Source organism: Candidatus Methylomirabilota bacterium, assembly GCA_036002485.1.
GTDB lineage: Bacteria > Methylomirabilota > Methylomirabilia > Rokubacteriales > CSP1-6 > AR37.
On sequence record DASYTI010000251.1, the window covers coordinates 38,986 to 59,549 of the forward strand.

Here is a 20,564-nt window from a genome sequence, read left to right on the forward strand (position 1 = left end):
ACTGTCAACCCGACGATCTGCGTGCGTGCGGGACAGCAACAACGGCGTCCCCACCGGGGTACCGCCGATAGGAAGCCCGGTCCCCCGAAAAGCAGGGAGGGGTTGCGCAAGTTCGGAGCCGCTTCCCCGCCCGGGTGTGGGAGTCGGGGAACCTGTCAACCTGAGCACGAAATCCTCATAGCCGCATCTCCGCTCTCACGCGACCATGTACTAATGACAGACCTTGCCGCAAAAGTGACACACAAGGTCACGATGCCTTGGAGACTGCCCGAAGAGCGCAAGGGACCCTCTCGGGGCGGGGACCTGGCGCTGGAAGCGGGGGCGGGCCGCCGCGACCATTAACTGCCGCGGTGATTGTCTACCAGTGACTTGAGGCGCTCGAAGTCCTCGGCCGGCATATTGACGAAGACGAAGACGGGGCCGTCGCTGTCGTTTCGCCACACGATGGACTCGAGATCGAGCGGCCGACGGTCGGGGGGCTGGAAGCGTAGCCGGACGCGGCTGCCCGCGCCGACGGTCTCGTCGAGCCTGACCTTCACGCCGTGCGGCCCCACGTCGATGGTTTCCCGATTGAGGGTGCGCCCGCCCGGCATTTCCACGGCGACCCGCCATGACGCGCGAGCCCTCGGATGCCTGCGAAGCTCCGCTGAATGGTTGGTCATACAGCCACCATTCTACCCCGAAGAAGCTCGCACCATGGGAGCCCGGGATGGGGGCATCAGTGGCCCGCAAGTGTGCTACACTGCGAGCCAATTCACTCATACAGGAGACTACATGTTCCAGTCCGTGGAGGATGTCCAGCAGCACTTCAAGAACGCCCGCTACATCGCCAACCGGAGAATCTCCACCGTCGTCTTCCTGGCCGAGCGGATGGGGCGGCCGGTTCTCATCGAAGGCCCGGCGGGCGTGGGCAAGACGGAGCTGGCCAAGACCCTGGCCGAGATCACCTCCCGACGGCTCATCCGGCTCCAGTGCTACGAGGGACTGGACGAGGGAAAGGCGCTGTATGAGTGGAAGTACGCCAAGCAGCTCCTGTACACCCAGCTCCTGCGCGAGCGCATCGGCCAGTTGATCGCCGACGCGGACTCGCTGCCCGAAGCCGTGGCCAAGATCTCGGGCCAGGACGACGCCTTCTTCTCGCATCGCTTCCTCGCCCCGCGGCCGCTCCTGCAGGCCATCGAGTCCGTCGAGCCCGTCGTCCTCCTGGTCGACGAGATCGACAAGGCCGAGCCGGAATTCGAGGCGTTCCTGCTGGAAGTCCTCTCGGATTTCCAGGTGTCGGTGCCGGAGCTCGGGACCATCAAGGCGACCAATATCCCGCTCGTCGTCCTGACCTCCAACAATGCGAGGGAGCTGTCCGACGGGCTCAAGCGACGGTGCCTCCATCTCTTCATCGATTTTCCGCCGCCCGACGAAGAATTGGCGATCATCCGCCTCAAAGTTCCCGAGGTCTCGGAGCGCCTCGCCCAGACGGTGGTGGCGGCCGTCCAGCGCATCCGGGGGCTCGAGCTCCGCAAGGCGCCCTCGGTGTCCGAGAGCCTCGACTGGGCGCGCTCGCTCGTCATCCTCAACGCCGACAGTCTCGATCGAGAGCTGGTCGAGTCCACCCTGACCATGCTCGTCAAGCACGAGAAGGATCTCGAGCGTGTCAAGGGCGCGCTCGACAAGGTCCTGGCCGACCTCGACTGAGGCCATGAACCTGACCGAGTTCCGCGAGCTCTGGTTTCCGAGCCCGCGCATCCGCCTGCCCGAGCTCGGGCCGGCGGGCCCCGTGTTCATCGAGGGCGGTCGCTGCATCTCCGCCGCGCTCGGCGAGTACACCAAGCTGTGGATGGTGGCGGCGGGACGGTGGCACTTCTACTACACGCACTCCGCGCCTCGAGACTTCTTCCGCGCCGTCATGCCGGAGGCCGTGGCGCATTTGCTTCAGCCGGGCGAGATGACGGTGGAGACGTTCCGCCAGGGGCCGGCCTACAAGGTGGTGCTCGGGCTGCGCTGCGCTGAGGGCCCCGTCCGGGTGCTCCACCTCGTCGGCGACGTACCGGACGTCGGGCGCGCGGTGGAGCGCGACGAAGAGGCGACGGAGGGCGGTCTTGGCTGGAAGCTCAAGATGACGAATATCATCGCCGCGGGCTCATTCCACGGCCTCCTCCGGCTCGAGGACGGACGCCTCTGCCCTATCACCCGCGACGGCAGCGAAGACGTCTTCAAGTCCTCCTGGGTCACCTTCTCCCGATGAGCCCGCAATCTGAAGCCCAATGCGCTACCTCATCGGACGGGTCTGGGGATTGCTGTGTGAGGCGCCGCCCGCGGGAGGAGCCGCAGCCGCAGGCGAGGCGACCAGCAAGACAGCGAGCCGAGCCAACCCTTAACCGAGAGCGGCAGGTGGCGCTCCTCCCGTGCTGGATCACCTTCCCGTGATGAAACGAGCGATCGTGGCACCACACCACGCGGCCTGGTGGGGGGGTCTGGGGGAGGAGCGGCAGGTGGCGCTCCCCCCCAGAACCTAAATGGACCAAAGGATTTTGGAATTTATCGGCGACCTGAGAAGGGCCGAGCTGCGCATCTCGCCGAGCGAGGCGCTCGACGCGTTGGCCGCCTCCTCGGAAATCGGGCTCGAGCATCGCGACACCTTCAAGACGGCGCTCGCCACCACGCTCGTCAAGGAATCGCGCGATCTGCCCACCTTCGACCGGATCTTCGATCTCTACTTCCTCGACCTCGAGGCGCTCGGCACCGGGCTGAAGAAGGCGCTGGGGCCGGAGGACCCCCGCATCCAGGAGATGCTCGACCAGCTCATGGCTCAGGAGAACATGGACATGGACGAGCTGACCGAGCTCATGCTGCGCGGCGAGGGCTCGGACATGGAAATGGCCATCCGCGGGCAGGGGCAGGGGACGGGGCTCGAGCGCCTGATGTACTTTCTCCAGATCGGCTACTTCTCGCGCAAGATCTACGACAAGTTCGACTGGGCGGCCATCGAGCGCGACCTCTCCCGCATCATGCAGCTCCTCGAGGCCAAGGGGATGGATCCGGGCATGCTCGCCCGCATCCGCAACTATCTCGACCTCCGGCTGGAGGCCTTCCGCCGGATGATCCGCCAGCACGTGGAGCGAGAGCTCGAGCGGCGCGCCTACCGCGCGGGGGAGCGCCTCACGCGCGAGGTGCTGACCGACAAGCCCCTCTTCGCCCTCTCCCCCGACGAGATCGCCCAGATGAAGGCGGTGGTGGCGCGCCTCGCCCGCAGGATCAAGGACGCCCTCGCCCTCCGGCAGCGGCAGGAGGAGAAGGGACGGCTCGACTCGCGGCGCACGATCAGGAAGAGCCTCCAGTACGGCGGGATACCCATGGAAGTGCGCTTCCGGCGCCGGCATCGTGAGAAGCCGAAGCTCATCACCCTCTGCGACGTCTCGGACTCCGTGCGCAATGCCTCGCGCTTCATGCTCCAGCTCGTGTGGAGTCTGCAGGAGTGCTTCTCGCGCGTGCGCTCCTATGTCTTCGTCTCCGAGATCGCCGAGGTGACCCAGGCCTTCAACACCTACCCCGTCGACCACGCCATCGAGTGGGCGCTGAAGTCCTCCTCGGTGGACTACCATTGCCGCTCGGATTTCGGCTACGCCTTCAGCCGCTTCGTGCGCACAGAGCTCGAGTCGCTGGACCGGAAGACCACCGTGCTGATCCTGGGAGACGCGCGCAACAACTACAATGATCCGCAGGCCTGGGCCATCCGGCAGATCCGCGAGCGCGTCAAGGGCGTGATCTGGCTGAATCCGGAAGGTCAATGGGGCTGGGGCATCGGCGACAGCGTGATGCCGCTGTACTCGCCCTCGTGCGACATCGTCAAGGAATGCCGTACGGTGAGCCAGCTCGTGCAGGTGGTGGATCACCTCGTCCACTCCTGGTGGCGCCGCGGGCGCTGAGCCGCGTGAAGCGGATGCTCCTCGCCGCCCTCGTGGCCTGCGGCGCCCTGGGGGGGTCAGCCGCCGCCCAGGAGTGCGTGACCATCGAGGACTTCGCCAAGGGCAAGGTGGGGGAGTTCCCGCCGGACTGGAAGCCGCGCAAGGAATCGGGCCGGCCCGTCTACTCGATCCAGGAAGCGAGCAGCCTCCGTTACCTGCACGCCCTGGCCAAGGGCATCGGCATTCAGGCGGCCAAGCAATACGAGTGGGATCCCAAGACGTATCCGATTCTCGCGTGGTCGTGGCGTCCCCTCGAATTCCCCGCCGGATCGGACGAGCGCCAGTCGAAGACCAATGACAGCGCCGTCTCCGTGTACGCCGTTTTCCCGTACTCGTCCTTCGCCGTGAAGTCCCTCAAGTACATCTGGAGCGCCGTGGTGCCCGCGGGCACGCGTCTGACCTCGAGCGCCGGGCTGACCCAGGCCCGGATCATCCGGAGCGGGATGCAGGGGAAGGGCGAGTGGACGGAGGAGCGCGTCAATATCCTCGAGGACTACAAGAAATACTTCGACGAGGCCGAGGTCCCCAAGGCCGCGGGCATCGCTGTCCTCACGGATTCCGACGACACCCGGTCGACCGCGCAGGGCGACTACACGAACTTCCGCCTCTGCAAGCCCTGAGGGAGCCGTGACGGAGAGCGGACCCGACCCCTTCGAGGCGCTCTTCGAGCGCGGCGTCACCGACGGCCTCCCCGTCGTCCCCCCCACCCGGGAGCGGGTCGAGGCCATGGTGGCGGGCTCGGGCCGCGACCCGGGCGAGCTGATCGCGCTCGTGCCGCCCAATTTCGGGCGAGCCACCGTCGAGAAGATCGCCATCAATGCCGTGATGGCGGGCTGCCGTCCGGACTATCTGCCCGTGGTGATCGCGGGGGTGGAGGCCATGAGCGAGGACGCCTTCGATCTCCACGGGGTGTCGGCCACGACGAATTTCCACTCGCCGCTCTTCATCGTCAATGGGCCGGCGCGCGCCGCTCTCGACATCAACTGCGGCCGCGGCGCCTTCGGGCCCGGATGGCGCGCCAACGCGACCATCGGCCGGGCCTTGCGGCTCATCGTCGCCAATGTGGGCGGCGCCTCGGCCCGGACCATGAGCATGTCGACCATGGCTCACCCCGGCCGCTACACCTACTGCATGGGCGAGAACGAGGAGGAGAGTCCCTGGGATTCGCTGGCCGTCGAGCACGGCTTCGGCGCCCACGAGAGCACGGTGGCGGCCTTTGCCGCCGAGGCGCCGCACGGGGTCTATGATCATCAGAGCCGCCGGGCCAAGGATGTGCTGATCACCATCAGCCACTCGCTGGCCGTGATCTCCCACCACCGGTCCACCCACCACGGCGACACCCTCGTCGTGTTTTCCCCCGAGCACGCGAAGATGATCGCGGGCGAGGGCTGGGGCAAGGCCGAGATGCGGCAGTTCCTGTGGGAGCGCCTGAGAAAGCGGGTGCGCGACCTCATTCCCGGCGTGGACGGCGGCGAGGGGCTGCCCGCTCACGTGCTCGCCAAGTTCCCGCATCCCGAGACCGACGACACGCTCATCCCGAAGTTCCGCGAGCCCGCGAATCTGAAATTCTTGGTGGCGGGGGGAACGGCGGGGCGCTTCACCGCGGTGATCCCGGGCTGGACCTTTCCGAAGATGTCGCGGCTCGTCATCAAGGCCGTCCGGATGCCGTGAGGGGGCACGCCCTCGCGCGGCTCGGGTCGGTGGTGGCCGCGCTCGTCTGCGCGGCGCCCGCGGCGGGGGAGACGCTCGGGGACGTGCTGCGGGCCAGGGGGGCTCGCGTGACCGCCGAAACGGTACCGGACGCGGCGGTCTCCGTCACCAGCTACACGGTCCTTCGCGATCGGCAGGCCTTCGTGATTGCCTATTACCGCGAGCAAGGGACGAGCGCGCTCGACCCTCCGCTCTTCCTGGGCCGCCTGGACCGCGTCACGGGCCGCTGGACTCAGGCGGCCATAGACGAGCAGGCCATACGTCCCGCGCCCTCGGCCTGCCTGGGCTCGGCGCTGTCCGTTCGGAAGGCGGCGCGCATGCTGCTCATCGAGACTCACGTCAATCCGTCGGCCGGCTGCACCCTAGTGGTGGCCGAGAGTCTGGCCGTGCGCGATGTCCTTCCCGGCTGGCCCGTGGCCGTCTTCGCCGACGGGCAGGTCGTCTACCAGCACAGCCAGCCCCACTTCTCCGCCGTGCACCCGCTCGAGGTCTCCATCTACGACCCGCGCACGCGCAAGCACCAGGCCGTCTATCCGCCCCGCCCGGCGCCGCCCCTCCGGCTCGAGCACATGCGGAAGCTCCAGACCCTCTACACACCCGACTGGTGCCAGGCACGCAATCACCCATGCGACCTCGAGCGCTTCGACGAGCGGGTCGAGGGACCCGTCGAGGTGAGTGACCGAAGCGGCGCTCTGGCTTTCGTGGCTGCCTTCGACAATACCGTGTTCGCGGAGGACGGCGCGCCATCCGCGGGGGCGCCGGCCGGGAGGCCGACCGAGGTCCTCTACGTCTTCCGGCGCCTCGCCGGGCCAGGGCCGCCCGAGGTGGGCGAGATCCTGTTCGCCGAGGCGCGGCGTCGCTTCGGCGGTACCCGGCTCAAGCAATACGTCGAGCCGGCTACCCTCGACCGCATCTTCGGTCCCTGACCCGGCGCCTCTTGCGCTACACTTGGCCCGGGCGTGGCCGAGACGCTGCCTGCCGTTCGAGCTGAGCGGCGGCCTCTGGTCGTCGCGAGGCGAGAGCTGAAATGATCCCGCAGGCTGCAGTTTGAGTCGAAGGGCGAATCCCTGAGGCGAGAGCTGAGTGGATCAGCGACGAGGCGAGGGCTGAATTAAAATCACGCCCGGAAAGGCAGGACGCTCCATGGCCGCCGAAGAGTTCCTGGATCCCACCGACTCCGTGGCGGTGCCGCGGAAGACCGCGACGCGTCTGCCCAGCCTCGAGGGCAAGGTCATCACCCTGCTCGATATCTCGAAGGCCAAGGGCGATCACCTGCTCGACCGCGTCGAGGAGCTCTTGCGCGAGCGCCTCCATCCCAAGGACGTCATCCGGAAGAAGAAGCCGACGTTTGCCCGCCCCGCGCCGGAAGATCTGCGGGCCGAGATCCTCAAGCAGAGCGACGCCGTCATCGAGGCTCTCGCCGACTGAGGGTCCTGCACAACGTGCAGTGTGCACGACGGCGTGTTTTTCGAGGACCACGGGATGCCCACGGCCACGGTGATCTCGACGGAGTTCGCCCGGGCCGCGCGCGCCCAGGCGGGCGCGCTGGGCGCGGTCGACTACCGGACCATCATGGTGCCGCACCCCATCCAGCCCTTGACCCGGGATGAGGTCAGGGTGCTCGCGGACAAGGCGTTCGACGAGATCGTGGCCCGCCTGACCAAGAGCTAGGGAGCTCGGAGGGGGGCTCCGCCCCCCTTCCGAAGCCTCCCCCCGAAGAGATTGCGCCGGCGAAGCCGGCGCTCGAAGCGGAACATTCCTGCTCGCGAGAGCATGGGAATTACTCGGACAGACTCCTAGCTCGGCAGGCTCCAGACGCGGCCCACGGGCGGCTCGTCGGTCAGCGTGAACTGGGGCAGGGCGAAGTCCTCGCTCAAGTCCTGGAAGACCGCGCGCACCCGCTTGCCGATGGCGACTTTGCTCTCGGCCTCCGGCTTGAAGCCCGGGGTGACGAGATTGGCGATCACGCGAAGCGCCTCCTCTGCCGTCGGCTTCCCGCGCTGCTCGTCGAGCTCGACGAGGACCACGGCATAGGGCGTCCATTCCTTGAAGCCCGGCTGGATGGCGTGGTGGACGACCTCGTACGAGTAGATGTGACCCTGGCCGCTCACCTCTTTCCAGTTCCACTCGAGCGCCATGCACCACGGGCAGGTGTGAGTCGGCGGGTAGCGCATGAGGCCGCAGGCCTGGCAGGCGCGGAGCATCAGCTTGTGTCCGCGCGCCAGCTTGAAGTGCTCGCGCCACTCGGAGTCATTTTCCGGGATCACCAGGTTCATGCCGCGGTATTCGATGTTGGGCATCGGAAATCTTCCCCCAGTCCTTTCTCGACCCTCGCCCCCTCACCCTACCCCTCTCCCCCGATGGGGGAGAGGGATCAGGTGAAGCGGTGGGCAGGTCGAGATCTAGTTGTGCATGATGAGGGCGGAGCCGGTGGGCGGCATGGCCCAGCCGAGGTTCATGGTGATCCGGCAGTCCTTGACCTGGCGGCACCGGCCCGGCGAGTAGTCGTAGCTGTGCTTGCCCTCGGCCGCGCCCGGGCAGTAGTCGTCCACGCACCCGCGGAGCTGCCGCACGTTCTCGATGACCATGCTCATGCCATGCGTGTAGCCTTCGCAGAGGTGGCTGCCCGAGGTGTTGTTGGGTCGCCGGCCGCCCAGCTCGATGATCCCGCTCGAGACGTACGGTCCGCCCTCGCCCTTCTTGCAGAACCCGTACTCCTCGAGCTGGAGCATGGTCGTGAAGGTGAAGGCGTCGTAGGATCCGGTGACGTTCACGTCCTCGGGCGTGATCCCGGCCTGGCCGAAGACGATGTCCTTGGCGTAGTAGCCGGCCACCCGCGTGATGGGGCCCGTGGCCCAGTGGAAGTCGGTGCGCGCCTTGCTGACCCGACCCGCCACCCCCATGATGTAGACGGGCTTCTGCTTGAGGTCGCGCGCGCGCTCGGCCGAGGTGACGATGACGCAGGTGGCGTTGTCCGTCTCCACGCAGCAGTCGAGCAGGTGGAGGGGCTTGCAGATCCATCGTGAGCCGAGCACGTCCTGGACGGTGACGCGCTCCTTCAGGAGCGCCTTGGGATTCTGGGAGGCGTGCTTGCTGTGGGCGACGCGCACGTGGGCGACCTGCTCGGAGGTCGTGCCGTACTCGTACATGTGGCGCATGAAGGTGGGGGCGAACGCCTGCCCCGCGCTCCGCATCCCGAAGGGCACCTGGGCCAGATCGAGGCCCCGGACGGGCTGGGCCGCCCGGGCCCCCGTGCCCCCGATGCGGAAGTCCGAGTAGCCGTTCATGGACCGGAAGATCGCCACCGTCTTGCACATGCCGGCCTCGATGGCGCCCATGGCGAGTCCCACCAGGGCCTCCGTCGAGGAGCCGCCCCCCACCACGTCCATGTAGAAATTGAGCCGGATGCCGAGATCGGGCGCCACCCAGTTGGCGGGCGTCGAGTCGCCGCCCTGGTACGACATCATCCCGTCCACGCCCTCCGCCGCGAGCCCGGCATCGGCCATGGCCTTCCGCGCCGCCTCCACGGCCATGGCGCGGGTGCTCCGGCCCGAATGCCTGCTGTACTCCGTCTCTCCCACTCCCACGATGCAGTACTTGTCCTTGAGCGATGCCATCACGCCTCCTTGAACAGAGGTTCCCAGCCGGTGGTTGACGCGCGCCGAGGCGGCCGGGCCCGGCCGAGCAAAGTCAGGGCCACCACGTTGAGGGCGGCGGCCCGCCACCAGGCGAGGTCGTGACTGCCCGTCCGATCATAGATGAATCCCGCGCCGAGCGCGCCCACCCAGCCGTAGAACGGACCGGACGTCACCGGGGTTGGACGGGCGGAGGAGCGGGAGTCCCGGCCTTCTCTGGCTCGCTCGAGCGAACCGTGTCCAGGATGGGGGCGAGGGATCCGGACGGCTCGACGCTGGTGACGCGAACGAGGCTCGAGAGCCGGGCCACCGCGTCGCGAATGCGCTCGCCGGCCTTGAAGGCGGCGGACGTCCAGCGCTGCTCCTGGCTGCCCTCGGGAAACCGCTCGAGCATGAGCTGGAGCGATCCCATCACGATGGAGAGGGGATTGTTGATCTCGTGGGCGGCCGCGCCCACCGTCAGGTGAGCCGCCCGCAGCTCCGCCGCCTCCCGCAGCGCGGACTCGGCCTGGAGCCGGGGCCGCGCGTCGGTCAAGAGCGCGATGATGAACCGCCGCCCGCGATAGTCGACGAAGCGGTAGGTGATGTCGACGGGAATGACGTCGCCCGCGCGCGTCCGGTAGCCGAGGTTCTGGGCGTGCATGCGGCCCTGCTTGAACGCCTCCGCCAGCATGGCTTCGCGCTCCGGTCGGCCGGCGGGTCCGTCGGGCCAGAAGTCCCTGATGCTCTTGCCGATGATCTCCTCGCGCGAATAGCCGGAGAGCTCGACCTCCGCTCGATTGGTCTCGAGAATCTTCAGAGTCTCGGCATCTACCACGCGCACTACGGCCGCCGCCTCGTCGATGATGGCGCGGAATCGCTCCTGATCCTCCATGAGTCGTTGCTGTTCCGTCACATCGTGGAAGAGCCGGGCCATGAGTCCCACGCTCAGCACGGCGAGGATGGCGTAGCTCAGCCACACCTGCCTGAAGAGCTGCAGTCCCCGCGGGCCCAGCATGGCCAGGGCCGGAAGCAGCGCGAGGGCCGACAAGGCGGCGAGGGCGAGGGCATGTCTCGGCCCCACGCCGCCGTCGTGGCGCGCCCACGCGTGGACGAGGCCCGCCGAGACGGTCACGAGGACGATGCTGACCACGCCCGCCCAGGCGCCGGCTCCTCCGACCCAGAGGCGCGCGGCGGCCGTGATGCCGGCCGCGATGAGGACCGCCGGCCAGCCTTCGAAGAGCCCGACGAGCGCGATGGAGGTGTTGCGGGCGTCGATGAAGACCCCGGGCTCGAGCTGGATGCCGGAGCGCATGAGGATCACGGACAGAATGCCGAAGCCCGTGCCCAGGGCAATCGGTCGCCAGCGCCGCACCGCGGGAGGCTGACGCTGGAACACCCCGCGGACATAGGAATAGAAGACGACGCCGATCACGAGAAGGCCGATGGCCTCGAAGATCTCGTGGACGTTCATGCCTCGCGCCTCACCCCTCGCTTCCCCTCGCGGGGCTTCGCCCCGTTCTGCTTTGACTCGAAGCGGGGCAGGAGATCGCGCAGGAACTTGCCCGTATAGGAGCCGTCGGTCTGGGCGACCTGCTCCGGGGTGCCCTCGGCCACGATCTCGCCCCCCGCGGCGCCCCCATCGGGGCCGAGGTCGATGACCCAGTCCGCCGTCTTGATGACGTCGAGGTGGTGCTCGACCACGAGGACGGTGCTGCCGGAATCCACCAGGCGGTTCAGGACCACGAGCAGCTTCTTGACGTCGTCGAGATGCAGGCCGGTGGTGGGCTCGTCGAGGATGTAGAGGAAGTCCGAGGCCAGGCGCGTCGAGAGCTCTGCGGCGATCTTGAGCCGCTGGGCTTCGCCGCCGGACAGCGTGGGGGCGGGCTGGCCCAGGCGCAGATATCCGAGCCCCACTTCCTGCAACACCTTGAGCCGGCGGGCCAGGACCGGCTGGGCGGCGAAGAACTCGACGGCCTCGTCGATGGTCTGCTGCAGGACCTGGCTGATATGACGGCCCTTGTAGGTGACCTGGAGGACTTCCGGACGATAGCGTCGCCCTTCGCACTCCTGGCAGGTGACGTAGACGTCCTCGAAGAAGTACATCTCGAGCTTCTGGAAGCCGTCGCCCTGGCAGGCCTCGCAGCGACCGCCCGGCACATTGAAGGAAAAAGCGCCGGGGGAGAGGCTGGCCGCCTTGGCCCGCGGGAGCCCGGCAAACAGCTTCCGGATCTCGTCGAAGGCCTTGACGTAGGTGACGGGGTTGGAGCGCGGCGTCCGGCCAATGGGCTCCTGGTCGATGAGGCGCACGCCCTTCAAGAACTCGAGGCCCACGATGTCGTCGTGAGTGCCCGCGCGCGCCAGCTCGACCTTGAAGTGGCGGGCGAGGGCGCGGTAGAGCGTATCGTGGACCAGGGTGGACTTGCCCGAGCCCGAGACGCCGGTGATGCAGGTCAGGGTGTGCAGGGGGAGCCGCACGGTCAGGTTTCTCAGGTTGTGCTGGCGCGCGCCCCGGATGACGAGCGCTCGTCGTCCTTCGCGGCGCGAGAGGGGCAGGGGGATGCCGTCGCGGCCCGTCATGTACCGCGCGGTGAGCGAGCGCGGATCCTTGGCGAACTCGGCCTGGGTGCCCGCGAAGACTACCTCGCCGCCGCGCTCGCCCGAGCCCGGCCCCATCTCGACGAGGTAGTCGGCGCCCTCGATGAAAGTGCGGTCGTGCTCGACGATGAGAACGGTATTGCCGGCCTGGGCCAGCTCCCGACACAGCTCGGCCAGCCGCTCCGTATCCCGCGCGTGAAGCCCGATGGAGGGCTCGTCCAGCACGTAGAGCGTCCCCACGAGCTGGGCGCCCAGCTGGTTCGCGAGGTTGATGCGCTGCGCTTCCCCTCCGGAGAGCGTGCGCGTCTGTCGGCCGAGGGTGAGATAGCCGAGCCCCACGCGAATCAAGAACGACAGCTTGGCGCGCAGGAGCTTGAGGGCCTCTCGCCCCACCACCTCCTCCCACGCCGAGAAGCCCAGGCCGGAGAGGAAGCCGTGGAGCTCCTCGACCGTCTTGCCATTCCACTCCGCGATGGTGGCGCCTCCCACGCGGACGGTGAGCGCCTCGGGCTTGAGGCGGGCCCCCGCGCAGCGCGGGCAGGGCGATTGGCTGCGATAGCGCGAGAGAAAGACGCGCACGTGCAGCTTGTACCGGTAGGACTCGACCTCCTCGAAGAATCCCTGGATGCCCGTGAGGCCGCCGCCCCCCGCATAGATCCACTCGCGGTCCGTTTCGGGGAGATCTGCGTACGGACGGGTGACGTCCACCCCGCGCTTCTTGGCGTGCTTGAGGAGCTGCTTCTGATACCAGCGTCCCGAGGGGTGCGACCAGGGCTCGACGGCGCCGTCGGCCAGGCTCACGGTGGGATCGGGCACCACCAGGGCCTCGTCATAGCGCAGGATATTGCCGAAGCCCTTGCACTCCGGGCAGGCTCCCAGCGGGTGGTTGAACGAGAACAGCAACGGTTGCGGCCGGGCCAGGGCGACCTCGCACCGCGGGCAGCGGAACTCCCGGCTGACCGTCACGGGCCCACGTCCCACCACGTCCACGACGGCCCGGCCGTTGCCCTCGGCGAGGGCGGTCTCCAGCGACTCCGTCAGTCGCCGCCGCGCCTCCGGGCCCACCACCACGCGGTCGAGCACGACCTGCACGAGCTGGCCATCGAGGGCGGGGGTGGCTTCGCCCTGCGCTTGGGCGAGGTCCACGACGGTCTCGCCGATCTTGATGCGGGCGAAGCCCCGCTGGAGCAGGGCGGCCATGAAGGCGCGCGGGTCCGGGCGCGGCTCGAGGGGCAAGGGGAAGCAGACCATGGCGCGCGCGCCCGGATGGTCACGGACGAGATCGTCGGCCACGCGCTCCGCCGAATCGCTGCGGGCCTCGCTGTCACAGCGGGGGCAGTGGACGCGGCCGACCTTGGCGAAGAGCAGACGCAGGTAGTCGTGAAGCTCGGTGGCCGTGCCCACGGTGGAGCGCGCGGTCCGCACGGGGTTCTTCTGCTCCAGCGCGATGGCGGGGCGAATGTGCTCGATCCGGTCGACGTCGGGCCGGTCGAGACGCTCGAGGAACATGCGCGCGTAGGCGGAGAGCGACTCGATGTAGCGCCACTGCCCCTCGGCGAAGACGGTGTCAAAGGCCAGGGAGGACTTGCCCGAGCCCGAGACGCCCGTGATGACGGTGACGCGGTCGTGGGGGATAGCCAGGGAGACGTTCTTCAGATTGTTCTGCCTGGCTCCCTCGATCCGGAGCCAGAGGGGCTGCGCCATTCGGTCCGTCCTCCTGAGATGGAAAGTCTACCTGACCTTGCCTGCACCCGGCAACCCGATGCCCCTTGACCGTAGCGGGTCAGTTTGGGCACAGGCACTGGGGCAAGGTGCGAGCCAGATCAACTCAGCCCTCGCCTCGGGCTTGGCCCTCAGCTCGAACCGCCACGCGCGAGCGGGCCCGGCAGCCCGAGGCGTACGTGGGTGTACGTTGAGGGTTGCCGGATCGGCTCGCAACGAAGTATGGCGAAGCAAATTGACCCAGTGCCCTTGACAGGTCGGGGGCGGGCATGTAGGCTCCACTTCGTAATGAGAACCATTCCTAAAAGCTCCAAGGACACCGCGGATGCCGAGACGGGCCACGCCTTTGGGCATCTCGACTTCCTGAAAGACGTGGGCGATCCCGCCACCGGCGAGCCCATCGGCAAGACGGAGACGAACCTCAAGTCGGCCATCGCGGGCGAGACGTACGAGTACCCGCAGATGTACCCGGGCATGGCCAAGACGGCGCGTGACGAGGGCTTCCCCGAGCTCGCGGAATGGCTGGAGACGCTGGCCAAGGCCGAGAGGTCGCACGCCGGCCGCTTCACCAAGGGACTCAAGCAGATCGCCGGCAAAGACCCCGCCGAAGCCATCTGATACTTCCGACGCGCGGGGCGGTCGGGTGGCGGCCGCCCCGCCGCGTCAGGAAAGGCCGCCCCGCATGACCCTCGACATCAGGCAGCCGGAGTTCTGGAAGCTCGACGCGGTCGACCAGGAGCTGCGCCGCGTCTATGACGTCTGTAGCGGGTGCCGCCGCTGCTTGCCCCTCTGCCCGTCGTTCAAGGTCCTGTTCGAGCGGCTCGACACCGAGGCGGTGGACGGCGACGTCGAGAAGCTGCCCGCCCAGGACGTCAAGGAGGTCGTGGACCTCTGCTACCAGTGCAAGCTCTGCTACAACCACTGCCCGTATACGCCGCCCCACCGCTGGCAGGTCGATTTCCCGCGGCTCATGCTGCGCGCTCGCTCGGCGGAGGCGAGGCAGAAGGGCGTGACGCGTCAGGATCGCTTTCTCGGCAATACCGAACTCGTGGGCCGGCTGGGCAGCCTGACGGCGCCCCTGTCCAACTGGGCGACCTCGCTGCCGCCGCATCGCGCGATCATGGAGGCGGTGGTGGGCATCCACAGGGAGAGGCAGCTGCCCGCCTTCCATCGCGAAACGTTCTCCGCCTGGTTCGACCGGCGAAAGCCGGCGCCCTTCGCGCCGCGGGGGCGCGTGGCCCTCTTCGCCACCTGCTCTGTCGAGTTCAATGATCCGCTGACCGGCAAGGCCGCCGTGGGCGTGCTCGAGCGGAACCGCTTGAATGTCTCGCTGCCCGCGCAGCGCTGCTGCGGCATGCCGTACCTCGATGGCGGCGCGGTCAAGGAGGCCAAGGCTCTCATCGCCGCCAACGTGAAGACGCTGGCCGAGGAGGTGCGGCAGGGGCGCGACATCGTGGTGCCGGGTCCCACCTGCTCCTACATGTTGAAGCAGGAGTACCCCTGGCTCGACGGCTCCGAGGACGCCAATCTGGTCGCGAGCCACACGCGCGATCTCTTCGAGTACCTCGCGGGCCTGCACGCCGCCGGCCAGCTCGACACGCGCTTCCCGAATCCGCCCGCCAAGGTCGCCTACCAGCTCCCCTGCCATCTCAAGGCCCAGAACATGGGCACCAAGTCCGCCGACGTGCTCCGTCTCACCGGGGCCACCGTGGAGACCATCGAGAAGTGCTCGGCCGTGGATGGAACCTGGGGAATGAAGAAGGAGTACTTCGCGCTGTCCATGAAGCTGGCCCAGCCGCTCTTCACGGCCGTACGCGAAGCCCGCGCCGATCGCGTGGCCACCGACTGCCCGCTCGCCGCCCTCCAGATCAGGCAGGGCACCGGCGTGGAGGCCCGCCATCCGATCCGCATCCTCGCCGAGGCCTACGGACTCGAAGTTTGATTTTCGAGCTGAGACGCTGCCGACGAGCCGCAGGCGAGGAGAGCGGCGATCGAAATCACCGAGAAGGACCAGATCCAGTCCGTCCTCGATCGCTTCATGGGCATCGACGTGGGGCCCACTGTGGCCCCGACGGTGGCCGAGCTGCTCCGGGATCTCAGAGGCTGACGCACCAAGGCCGGAGGGGACTATGTCCCCTCCGGCCTGTGCGTGCGGTCGAAGTCCCCTACTTGCCCAGCACCACGAAGAGCAGATAGAAGACGACGGAGAGGATGAAGCCGAACCAGAGGGTGCCCTTGACGGTGGCGAGGGGCTTGGCGGCGCCTTTGCCCGGCGTGCCCGTGAGGGCATTGATCTCGACCAGGGCCATCACGATGAGGGTCAGGGCCCAGAATATCGCGCCCGAGCTGGGCATGGGCAGGGGCAGATGGCTGGCCGAGCCCATGAAGAAGAGCATGGGAATGGAGAAGGCGACATTGGTGCGTGAGGCGAGGCCGCCGCGCGCGCCGGCGGCGGCCGCGCCAGGGTTGGCGGGCTTACCGGCGGCCACGTCGATGGCGTTCTGAATCACGATCTTGTTCTTGGGCCAGATCACGAACCAGACATTGGCCCACATGATGGTGCCGAGAAGGCCGCCCACCAGGATGACCCATGTTTGCGGGTCGGGGAGGCCGCGCTTGCCCAGCCAGTAGTGCAGGAAGTAGATCCAGCCGCTGAGAAAGGTGAACATGGCGGCCCAGCGGAACCACCAAAGGGCGCGGGGCAGCAGCTTCTGCTGCGCGCCGCTGCGCACGGGGGCTTCCGTCTCGGCAAAGAAGGGCACCTGGACGAAATTGAAGTAGTAGAGCAAGCCGATCCAGGTGATGCCCGAGAGGAAGTGGATCCAGCGCAGCAGGAATAGCCAGCCTGATTCACTCAGCAATGACATCGTGCCCTCCTTGTTGTGGGGCAGGCGCTGCCGCTACTCGTCGTCCTTGTCGTCTCCCTCGTCGTCCTCCTCCCCGTCGTCGGCTTCGTCGTCGTCGACGAGGTCGTCCTCATCATCGAGCTCGTCGTCGGGTTCGTCCTCGTCGTCGTCGTCCTCGAGGTCGTCGAAGTCCTCATCGAAGTCTTCGTCGTCCTCGTCGTCATCATCTTCGGCCTCCGTCTCCTCGGTCTCCTCGTCCTCCCGCGCGTAGAGGGGATTTTCTTCGTCGTCGATCCATGGCCGATTGCCAAGCCACGCCATGATGAGGCACCTCCGGGCGGTTCCCGTCTTGACTTGCGAGACGGGAGTCGTTACTGTTGGACGTCGTTCGGCGGGATTATACATAGCAAATCGGTTTTCGTGTCAACGCGATTTTCGGCGGCGTAGCTCAGGTGGCAGAGCAGGGGTCTCATAAGCCCCGTGTCGGAGGTTCGAGTCCTCCCGCCGCCACCACTCGTTGAAGTTTTCCCACGCCTCCGCTAGACTGACCTTCCCGTGAGTGTCATTTTTTCCGAGCAAGGGAGAGCGCATGAGCGATGAGATCCTGGTCGAGCGTGAGGGCGGCATCGCCACCGTGGTGTTCAACCGGCCCAAGATGCGCAACGCGGTCAGCCTCGCCATGTGGGGGGAGATCGCGAACGTGACGGAGGGCCTCGCCAAGGACGACTCCGTGCGCGCCGTGGTGTACCGGGGGGCGGGGCGCGATGCCTTCGCCTCCGGCGCCGACATCTCCGAGTTCAAGGAGAACCGGAAGGACACGGAGACGGCCCTCGCGTACAACAAGAAGACGGAGGCCGCCTACTCCTCGATTCGCCTCTGCCCCAAGCCCACGGTGGCCATGGTCTTCGGCTACTGCATGGGGGGCGCCATGGCCCTGGCCATGGCCTGTGATCTGCGCTTCGCCGCGGAAGGCTCGAAGTTCGGCATCCCGGCGGCCCGCTTGAGCATCATCTACGGCCTCGATCCCGTGCATCAGCTCGTGGACCTGGTCGGCCCCGCCTACGCCAAAGACATCCTCTACTCGGCACGCACGCTGGAGGCCGCGGAGGCCTTCCGCATCGGCTTCATCCAGCGCCTCGTGCCCGCGGACGACCTCGAGGCGAACACGTACGACTACCTCCGCACCGTCGCCGACAATGCCCCGCTCTCCATACGCGGCACCAAGGCGCAGGTGCAGGCCATCTTCGAAGGCGTGGGCGAGGTCCACCGGAAGAAGCTCTTCGAGATGGGCATCGAGACCTTCACCAGCCACGATTACGCCGAGGGCACGCGCGCGTTCCAGGAGAAGCGGCGACCGAAGTTCACCGGTAGGTAGCGCCTGCGCATCGCCGGGCTCTCCTCCACGCCGCCGAACCCGCTGGAGGGGAGCGGGACCTTCGTCGGTACCGACGGTCTCCGCCGTGGCCTCAGGCGGCTCGGCCACACCCTCGAGCTTCGCCCCCTCCGCATCCGCACCGGCTTCCACACGCTGGACCGCTGGCTCTACAACGCCGGCGTCGCGCTCCACCCACCCGCCGACGTGGACCTCGTGTACGGCGTGGACCTGGACGGCTTCCTGTGGGCCCGGCGGCGGCGGCTGCCCTTCGTGGTCAGCCTCAAAGGCGTCATCGCCGACGAGCTCAAGAACGAGCGCGGCTGGGTGCGGATCTTGCTCACCGTGCAGGCTCGCTGGGAGCGACGTAATGTGCGACGGGCGGATCTCGTCCTCGTCCCCACGCGCTACTCGGAGGAGGTTGCGCGCCGCGTGTATGGTCTGGAGTCCTCCAAGGTGGCCGTGCTGCCCGAGCCCATCGACCTCGATGGCTGGGCGGCGCGCTTCGCCGCCGCGCGACCCCGCCCGCGGACGGGCGCCACCATCCTCTGCGTCGCGCGCATGTACCCGCGCAAGCGCATCGGCGATCTGCTCGAGGCGGCGGCGCTCCTTCGCCCGCGAGGGCAAGAGCTCTCCGTCCGTATCGTCGGCCAGGGCCCGGACTGGGAGATGGTGGTCCGGAGACACCGGGCCCTCGAGCTTGGCGAGACGGTGGCGCTCCTGGGCGACGTCTCGCCGGGACAGCTGGCCCAGGAATATGTGAGTGCCGATCTCTTCTGCCTGCCCTCGGTGCAGGAGAGCTTCGGCATCGTTTTCCTCGAAGCCATGGCCGCGGGGCTGGCCGTGGTCACCTGTCGGGCCGCCGCCATGCCCGAAGTCATCGAGGACGGGGTCACCGGTGTGCTGGTCCCGCCGCGCGATCCGGCCGCGCTGGCGGGAGCGCTCGAGGCGCTCCTTCGCGACCCCGCCCGCGCTCGCGCCATGGGCGAGGCCGGCCACCGCGCCGTGGCCGCCTATGGGATCGAACGGGTCGCGGGGCGGTTCCTGGACGCGGTAAGATCGGTAGTTGGAGGCATGAGATCCCGATGAGCCCGGGCCTGGTCTATGCAACGCGGAAGTTCACCTTCTCGGCGGCCCATCGCTACTGGCGGTCCGAATGGTCCGTCGAGGAGAACCGCCGCCTCTTCGGCAATCTCACCGTTCCCCACGGTCACAACTACGTTCTCGAGGTAACGGTGCGCGGGATGGTGGACCCGGAGACGGGCATGGTCATGGATCTGGCGGAGCTCAAGCGCGTGGTCGGCGACGCCGTCATCCTGCGCTTCGACCACGCCGACCTCAACGCCGATCCGCTCTTCAGCCAGGGCGCGATTCCCACCACGGAGAACCTCGTGCAGGCCATCTGGGACCTCCTGCTCCCCAAGCTCGGGCCGGAGCGTCTGGGGCGGCTGAGACTCTGGGAAGATCCCGTCTTCTACGTGGAGTACTTCGGCGCGTGAGCGCGCTCGAGCTCACGCGGCAGTACCACTTCAGCGCCGGTCACCGACTGGAGAGCCCCGCGCTCTCCCCCGAGGACAATGCCCGCCTCTACGGCCAGTGCTATCGCCAGCACGGGCACAACTACCTGGTCGAGGTGACGGTGCAGGGGCGGCGCGATCCCGTGACGGGCATGGCCGCCGATCTCGGCGCCCTCGACGCCGCCGTCAAGCGGCTGGTTCTCGATCGCGTGGACCACTACGATCTGTCGAGCGCCGTCCCCGCCCTCGAGGGGATCCCCACCACGGGCGAGAATCTCGCGCGCACCTTCTGGGACTGGATCGCTGCCGGCCTGCCCGCGGGAACCCTCCGGCGGGTGGCCGTGGTCGAGACCGACAACAACATCTTCGAATACCGCGGCTGAGCCGTGAGGGTGACCCGGATGGAAGAGCTGATCCGAGAACTGCTGAAGGAGATCGGCGAGGATCCCACGCGCGAGGGGCTCGAGCGCACGCCGGAGCGCGTGGCCAAGGCGTGGCGCTACTTCACCTCAGGGTACGAGCAGAACGTCGCCGATATCCTCAACGGCGCGCTCTTCACCGAAAACTACGACGAGATGGTGGTGGTCAAGGACATCGACTTCTATTCGATCTGTGTGCCGAGCAGGCAGATCGTGAACGCCGTGGGGGGCGCCAAGCCGGCCCGAAGCATCAAGGCGGGGGACCGACTGTGGACGCTCGATCAAGGCTTCCTCAAACAAACAACGGTGGCCGTCGTCACATCGCGCAAGGCCCGCCAGATCGTCGAGGTTTGCACGGATGGGGGGTCCGTCCGGCTCACTCCGGACCATCCTGTCATGACCAGGCATGGATGGCGGGAGGCGGGCGCTCTACGCCCGGGGACCGATGTCGAGTGGATCAATCCCCGCTCCATCGTCCGCCGCCCGTACGAGCCAAAGCCCGGCTACGCCTTGGGATATGTGCTGGGCGCGGTGGCGTCGGATGGAAGCATCCAGGACGGACGGAGAATCTGCCTGGTCGTCAAGGGCGCGGACTTTGCCGAGAAGTACCGGCAGATGCTGACAGCAGCCTTTCCGGGTATCGCGTCGAGGATCGAGCGCGTCCGGGTTCCCTCAGGGTACTTGCGCCGACAGATTCCCATGTTCAGAGTTCGCACGGTGTCGCGAGCGATTGCCGAAAAGCTGTGCCGCTGGCTCGACATTCCAGAGACTGGATCGCGCAGCAAGACGAAGCGCTTCCACTTTCCC

At 67.6% G+C, this 20,564-nt stretch carries 20 protein-coding genes, 1 tRNA gene and 2 pseudogenes; 15 read left to right on the forward strand and 8 right to left on the reverse strand.

From position 1 onward, the window contains the following. Positions 1-338: 338 nt before the first annotated feature. On the reverse strand, positions 339-662 hold the full coding sequence (locus VGT00_21700; protein HEV8534046.1) for a PilZ domain-containing protein: 324 nt from the start codon (positions 660-662) through the stop codon (positions 339-341). 112 nt (positions 663-774) lie between these two features. Between VGT00_21700 and VGT00_21705 the strand changes: the two genes are divergently transcribed. From VGT00_21705 to VGT00_21735, 7 genes are all read left to right on the forward strand, one after another. Continuing rightward, positions 775-1,689: a MoxR family ATPase gene (locus VGT00_21705; GenBank protein ID HEV8534047.1), complete on the forward strand. Its 915-nt coding sequence runs from the start codon at positions 775-777 to the stop codon at positions 1,687-1,689. Positions 1,690-1,693: 4 nt separating this feature from the next. Then, positions 1,694-2,239 (forward strand): hypothetical protein, encoded by a 546-nt coding sequence (locus VGT00_21710; protein HEV8534048.1) that lies wholly within the window; start codon positions 1,694-1,696, stop codon positions 2,237-2,239. A gap of 271 nt (positions 2,240-2,510) precedes the next feature. Beyond that, positions 2,511-3,920 (forward strand): VWA domain-containing protein, encoded by a 1,410-nt coding sequence (locus VGT00_21715; protein HEV8534049.1) that lies wholly within the window; start codon positions 2,511-2,513, stop codon positions 3,918-3,920. Positions 3,921-3,934: 14 nt separating this feature from the next. Then, positions 3,935-4,579 carry a DUF3047 domain-containing protein gene (locus VGT00_21720; protein HEV8534050.1) on the forward strand — a complete coding sequence of 215 codons (645 nt, stop codon included), beginning with the start codon at positions 3,935-3,937 and terminating at the stop codon, positions 4,577-4,579. A gap of 7 nt (positions 4,580-4,586) precedes the next feature. Beyond that, on the forward strand, positions 4,587-5,630 hold the full coding sequence (locus VGT00_21725) for a hypothetical protein (protein ID HEV8534051.1): 1,044 nt from the start codon (positions 4,587-4,589) through the stop codon (positions 5,628-5,630). Continuing rightward, on the forward strand, positions 5,627-6,595 hold the full coding sequence (locus tag VGT00_21730; protein HEV8534052.1) for a hypothetical protein: 969 nt from the start codon (positions 5,627-5,629) through the stop codon (positions 6,593-6,595). The genes VGT00_21725 and VGT00_21730 overlap by 4 nt, the downstream gene beginning before the upstream one ends. A gap of 217 nt (positions 6,596-6,812) precedes the next feature. After that, positions 6,813-7,340 carry a UGSC family (seleno)protein gene (locus VGT00_21735; GenBank protein ID HEV8534053.1) on the forward strand — a complete coding sequence of 176 codons (528 nt, stop codon included), beginning with the start codon at positions 6,813-6,815 and terminating at the stop codon, positions 7,338-7,340. 125 nt (positions 7,341-7,465) lie between these two features. Here VGT00_21735 and VGT00_21740 read toward each other — a convergent pair whose 3' ends face one another. From VGT00_21740 to uvrA, 5 genes are all read right to left on the reverse strand, one after another. Next, positions 7,466-7,969, reverse strand: a complete 504-nt coding sequence (locus VGT00_21740) for an OB-fold domain-containing protein (GenBank protein HEV8534054.1) — start codon at positions 7,967-7,969, stop codon at positions 7,466-7,468. 102 nt (positions 7,970-8,071) lie between these two features. Further along, entirely contained in the window at positions 8,072-9,286 is a 1,215-nt protein-coding gene (locus VGT00_21745; protein ID HEV8534055.1) for a hypothetical protein, read from the reverse strand. Further along, positions 9,286-9,480, reverse strand: coding sequence for a hypothetical protein (locus tag VGT00_21750; protein HEV8534056.1), 195 nt, complete (start codon positions 9,478-9,480; stop codon positions 9,286-9,288). The genes VGT00_21745 and VGT00_21750 overlap by 1 nt, the downstream gene beginning before the upstream one ends. Beyond that, positions 9,477-10,757 carry a LytS/YhcK type 5TM receptor domain-containing protein gene (locus tag VGT00_21755; protein ID HEV8534057.1) on the reverse strand — a complete coding sequence of 427 codons (1,281 nt, stop codon included), beginning with the start codon at positions 10,755-10,757 and terminating at the stop codon, positions 9,477-9,479. The genes VGT00_21750 and VGT00_21755 overlap by 4 nt, the downstream gene beginning before the upstream one ends. Then, positions 10,754-13,585 (reverse strand): excinuclease ABC subunit UvrA, encoded by a 2,832-nt coding sequence (gene uvrA / locus VGT00_21760; GenBank protein ID HEV8534058.1) that lies wholly within the window; start codon positions 13,583-13,585, stop codon positions 10,754-10,756. Before uvrA ends, VGT00_21755 begins: the two co-directional genes overlap by 4 nt. Before the next feature lie 330 nt (positions 13,586-13,915). On the opposite strand from uvrA, the pseudogene VGT00_21765 reads away from it, so the two are divergent. Both VGT00_21765 and VGT00_21770 read left to right on the forward strand, forming a co-directional pair. After that, positions 13,916-14,221: pseudogene (locus tag VGT00_21765) on the forward strand (rubrerythrin family protein). A 64-nt stretch (positions 14,222-14,285) separates the two neighbouring features. Further along, positions 14,286-15,545, forward strand: coding sequence for an anaerobic glycerol-3-phosphate dehydrogenase subunit C (locus VGT00_21770; GenBank protein HEV8534059.1), 1,260 nt, complete (start codon positions 14,286-14,288; stop codon positions 15,543-15,545). Positions 15,546-15,768: 223 nt separating this feature from the next. Here the strand turns inward: VGT00_21770 and VGT00_21775 are convergent, their stop codons facing one another. Beyond that, the gene (locus VGT00_21775) at positions 15,769-16,470 is read right to left on the reverse strand and encodes a urate hydroxylase PuuD (GenBank protein HEV8534060.1); all 702 of its coding nucleotides are present in this window, start codon (positions 16,468-16,470) and stop codon (positions 15,769-15,771) included. A 33-nt stretch (positions 16,471-16,503) separates the two neighbouring features. After that, positions 16,504-16,770: a hypothetical protein gene (locus tag VGT00_21780; GenBank protein HEV8534061.1), complete on the reverse strand. Its 267-nt coding sequence runs from the start codon at positions 16,768-16,770 to the stop codon at positions 16,504-16,506. Positions 16,771-16,886: 116 nt separating this feature from the next. Here VGT00_21780 and VGT00_21785 point away from each other — a divergent pair. From VGT00_21785 to VGT00_21810, 6 genes and pseudogenes are all read left to right on the forward strand, one after another. Further along, a tRNA-Met gene (locus tag VGT00_21785) sits at positions 16,887-16,962 on the forward strand. A 76-nt stretch (positions 16,963-17,038) separates the two neighbouring features. Further along, the gene (locus VGT00_21790) at positions 17,039-17,824 is read left to right on the forward strand and encodes an enoyl-CoA hydratase (GenBank protein HEV8534062.1); all 786 of its coding nucleotides are present in this window, start codon (positions 17,039-17,041) and stop codon (positions 17,822-17,824) included. 153 nt (positions 17,825-17,977) lie between these two features. Next, positions 17,978-18,910, forward strand: a complete 933-nt coding sequence (locus tag VGT00_21795; GenBank protein ID HEV8534063.1) for a glycosyltransferase family 4 protein — start codon at positions 17,978-17,980, stop codon at positions 18,908-18,910. Then, on the forward strand, positions 18,907-19,320 hold the full coding sequence (locus VGT00_21800; GenBank protein ID HEV8534064.1) for a 6-carboxytetrahydropterin synthase: 414 nt from the start codon (positions 18,907-18,909) through the stop codon (positions 19,318-19,320). The genes VGT00_21795 and VGT00_21800 overlap by 4 nt, the downstream gene beginning before the upstream one ends. Continuing rightward, on the forward strand, positions 19,317-19,721 hold the full coding sequence (locus tag VGT00_21805) for a 6-carboxytetrahydropterin synthase (protein HEV8534065.1): 405 nt from the start codon (positions 19,317-19,319) through the stop codon (positions 19,719-19,721). Before VGT00_21800 ends, VGT00_21805 begins: the two co-directional genes overlap by 4 nt. Positions 19,722-19,739: 18 nt before the next feature. After that, a pseudogene (locus VGT00_21810) lies at positions 19,740-19,940 on the forward strand (GTP cyclohydrolase I). The last annotated feature ends 624 nt before the right edge of the window (positions 19,941-20,564 follow it).

Excerpts from the sequence above, each read along its gene's own strand:
- VGT00_21700 (HEV8534046.1), bottom strand. The coding sequence starts at position 662 with ATGACCAACCATTCAGCGGAGCTTCGCAGGCATCCGAGGGCTCGCGCG.
- VGT00_21705 (HEV8534047.1), top strand. The coding sequence starts at position 775 with ATGTTCCAGTCCGTGGAGGATGTCCAGCAGCACTTCAAGAACGCCCGC.
- VGT00_21710 (HEV8534048.1), top strand. The coding sequence starts at position 1,694 with ATGAACCTGACCGAGTTCCGCGAGCTCTGGTTTCCGAGCCCGCGCATC.
- VGT00_21715 (HEV8534049.1), top strand. The coding sequence starts at position 2,511 with ATGGACCAAAGGATTTTGGAATTTATCGGCGACCTGAGAAGGGCCGAG.
- VGT00_21720 (HEV8534050.1), top strand. The coding sequence starts at position 3,935 with ATGCTCCTCGCCGCCCTCGTGGCCTGCGGCGCCCTGGGGGGGTCAGCC.
- VGT00_21740 (HEV8534054.1), bottom strand. The coding sequence starts at position 7,969 with ATGCCCAACATCGAATACCGCGGCATGAACCTGGTGATCCCGGAAAAT.
- VGT00_21745 (HEV8534055.1), bottom strand. The coding sequence starts at position 9,286 with ATGGCATCGCTCAAGGACAAGTACTGCATCGTGGGAGTGGGAGAGACG.
- VGT00_21755 (HEV8534057.1), bottom strand. The coding sequence starts at position 10,757 with ATGAACGTCCACGAGATCTTCGAGGCCATCGGCCTTCTCGTGATCGGC.
- uvrA (HEV8534058.1), bottom strand. The coding sequence starts at position 13,585 with ATGGCGCAGCCCCTCTGGCTCCGGATCGAGGGAGCCAGGCAGAACAAT.
- VGT00_21770 (HEV8534059.1), top strand. The coding sequence starts at position 14,286 with ATGACCCTCGACATCAGGCAGCCGGAGTTCTGGAAGCTCGACGCGGTC.
- VGT00_21775 (HEV8534060.1), bottom strand. The coding sequence starts at position 16,470 with ATGTCATTGCTGAGTGAATCAGGCTGGCTATTCCTGCTGCGCTGGATC.
- VGT00_21780 (HEV8534061.1), bottom strand. The coding sequence starts at position 16,770 with ATGGCGTGGCTTGGCAATCGGCCATGGATCGACGACGAAGAAAATCCC.
- VGT00_21790 (HEV8534062.1), top strand. The coding sequence starts at position 17,039 with ATGAGCGATGAGATCCTGGTCGAGCGTGAGGGCGGCATCGCCACCGTG.
- VGT00_21800 (HEV8534064.1), top strand. The coding sequence starts at position 18,907 with ATGAGCCCGGGCCTGGTCTATGCAACGCGGAAGTTCACCTTCTCGGCG.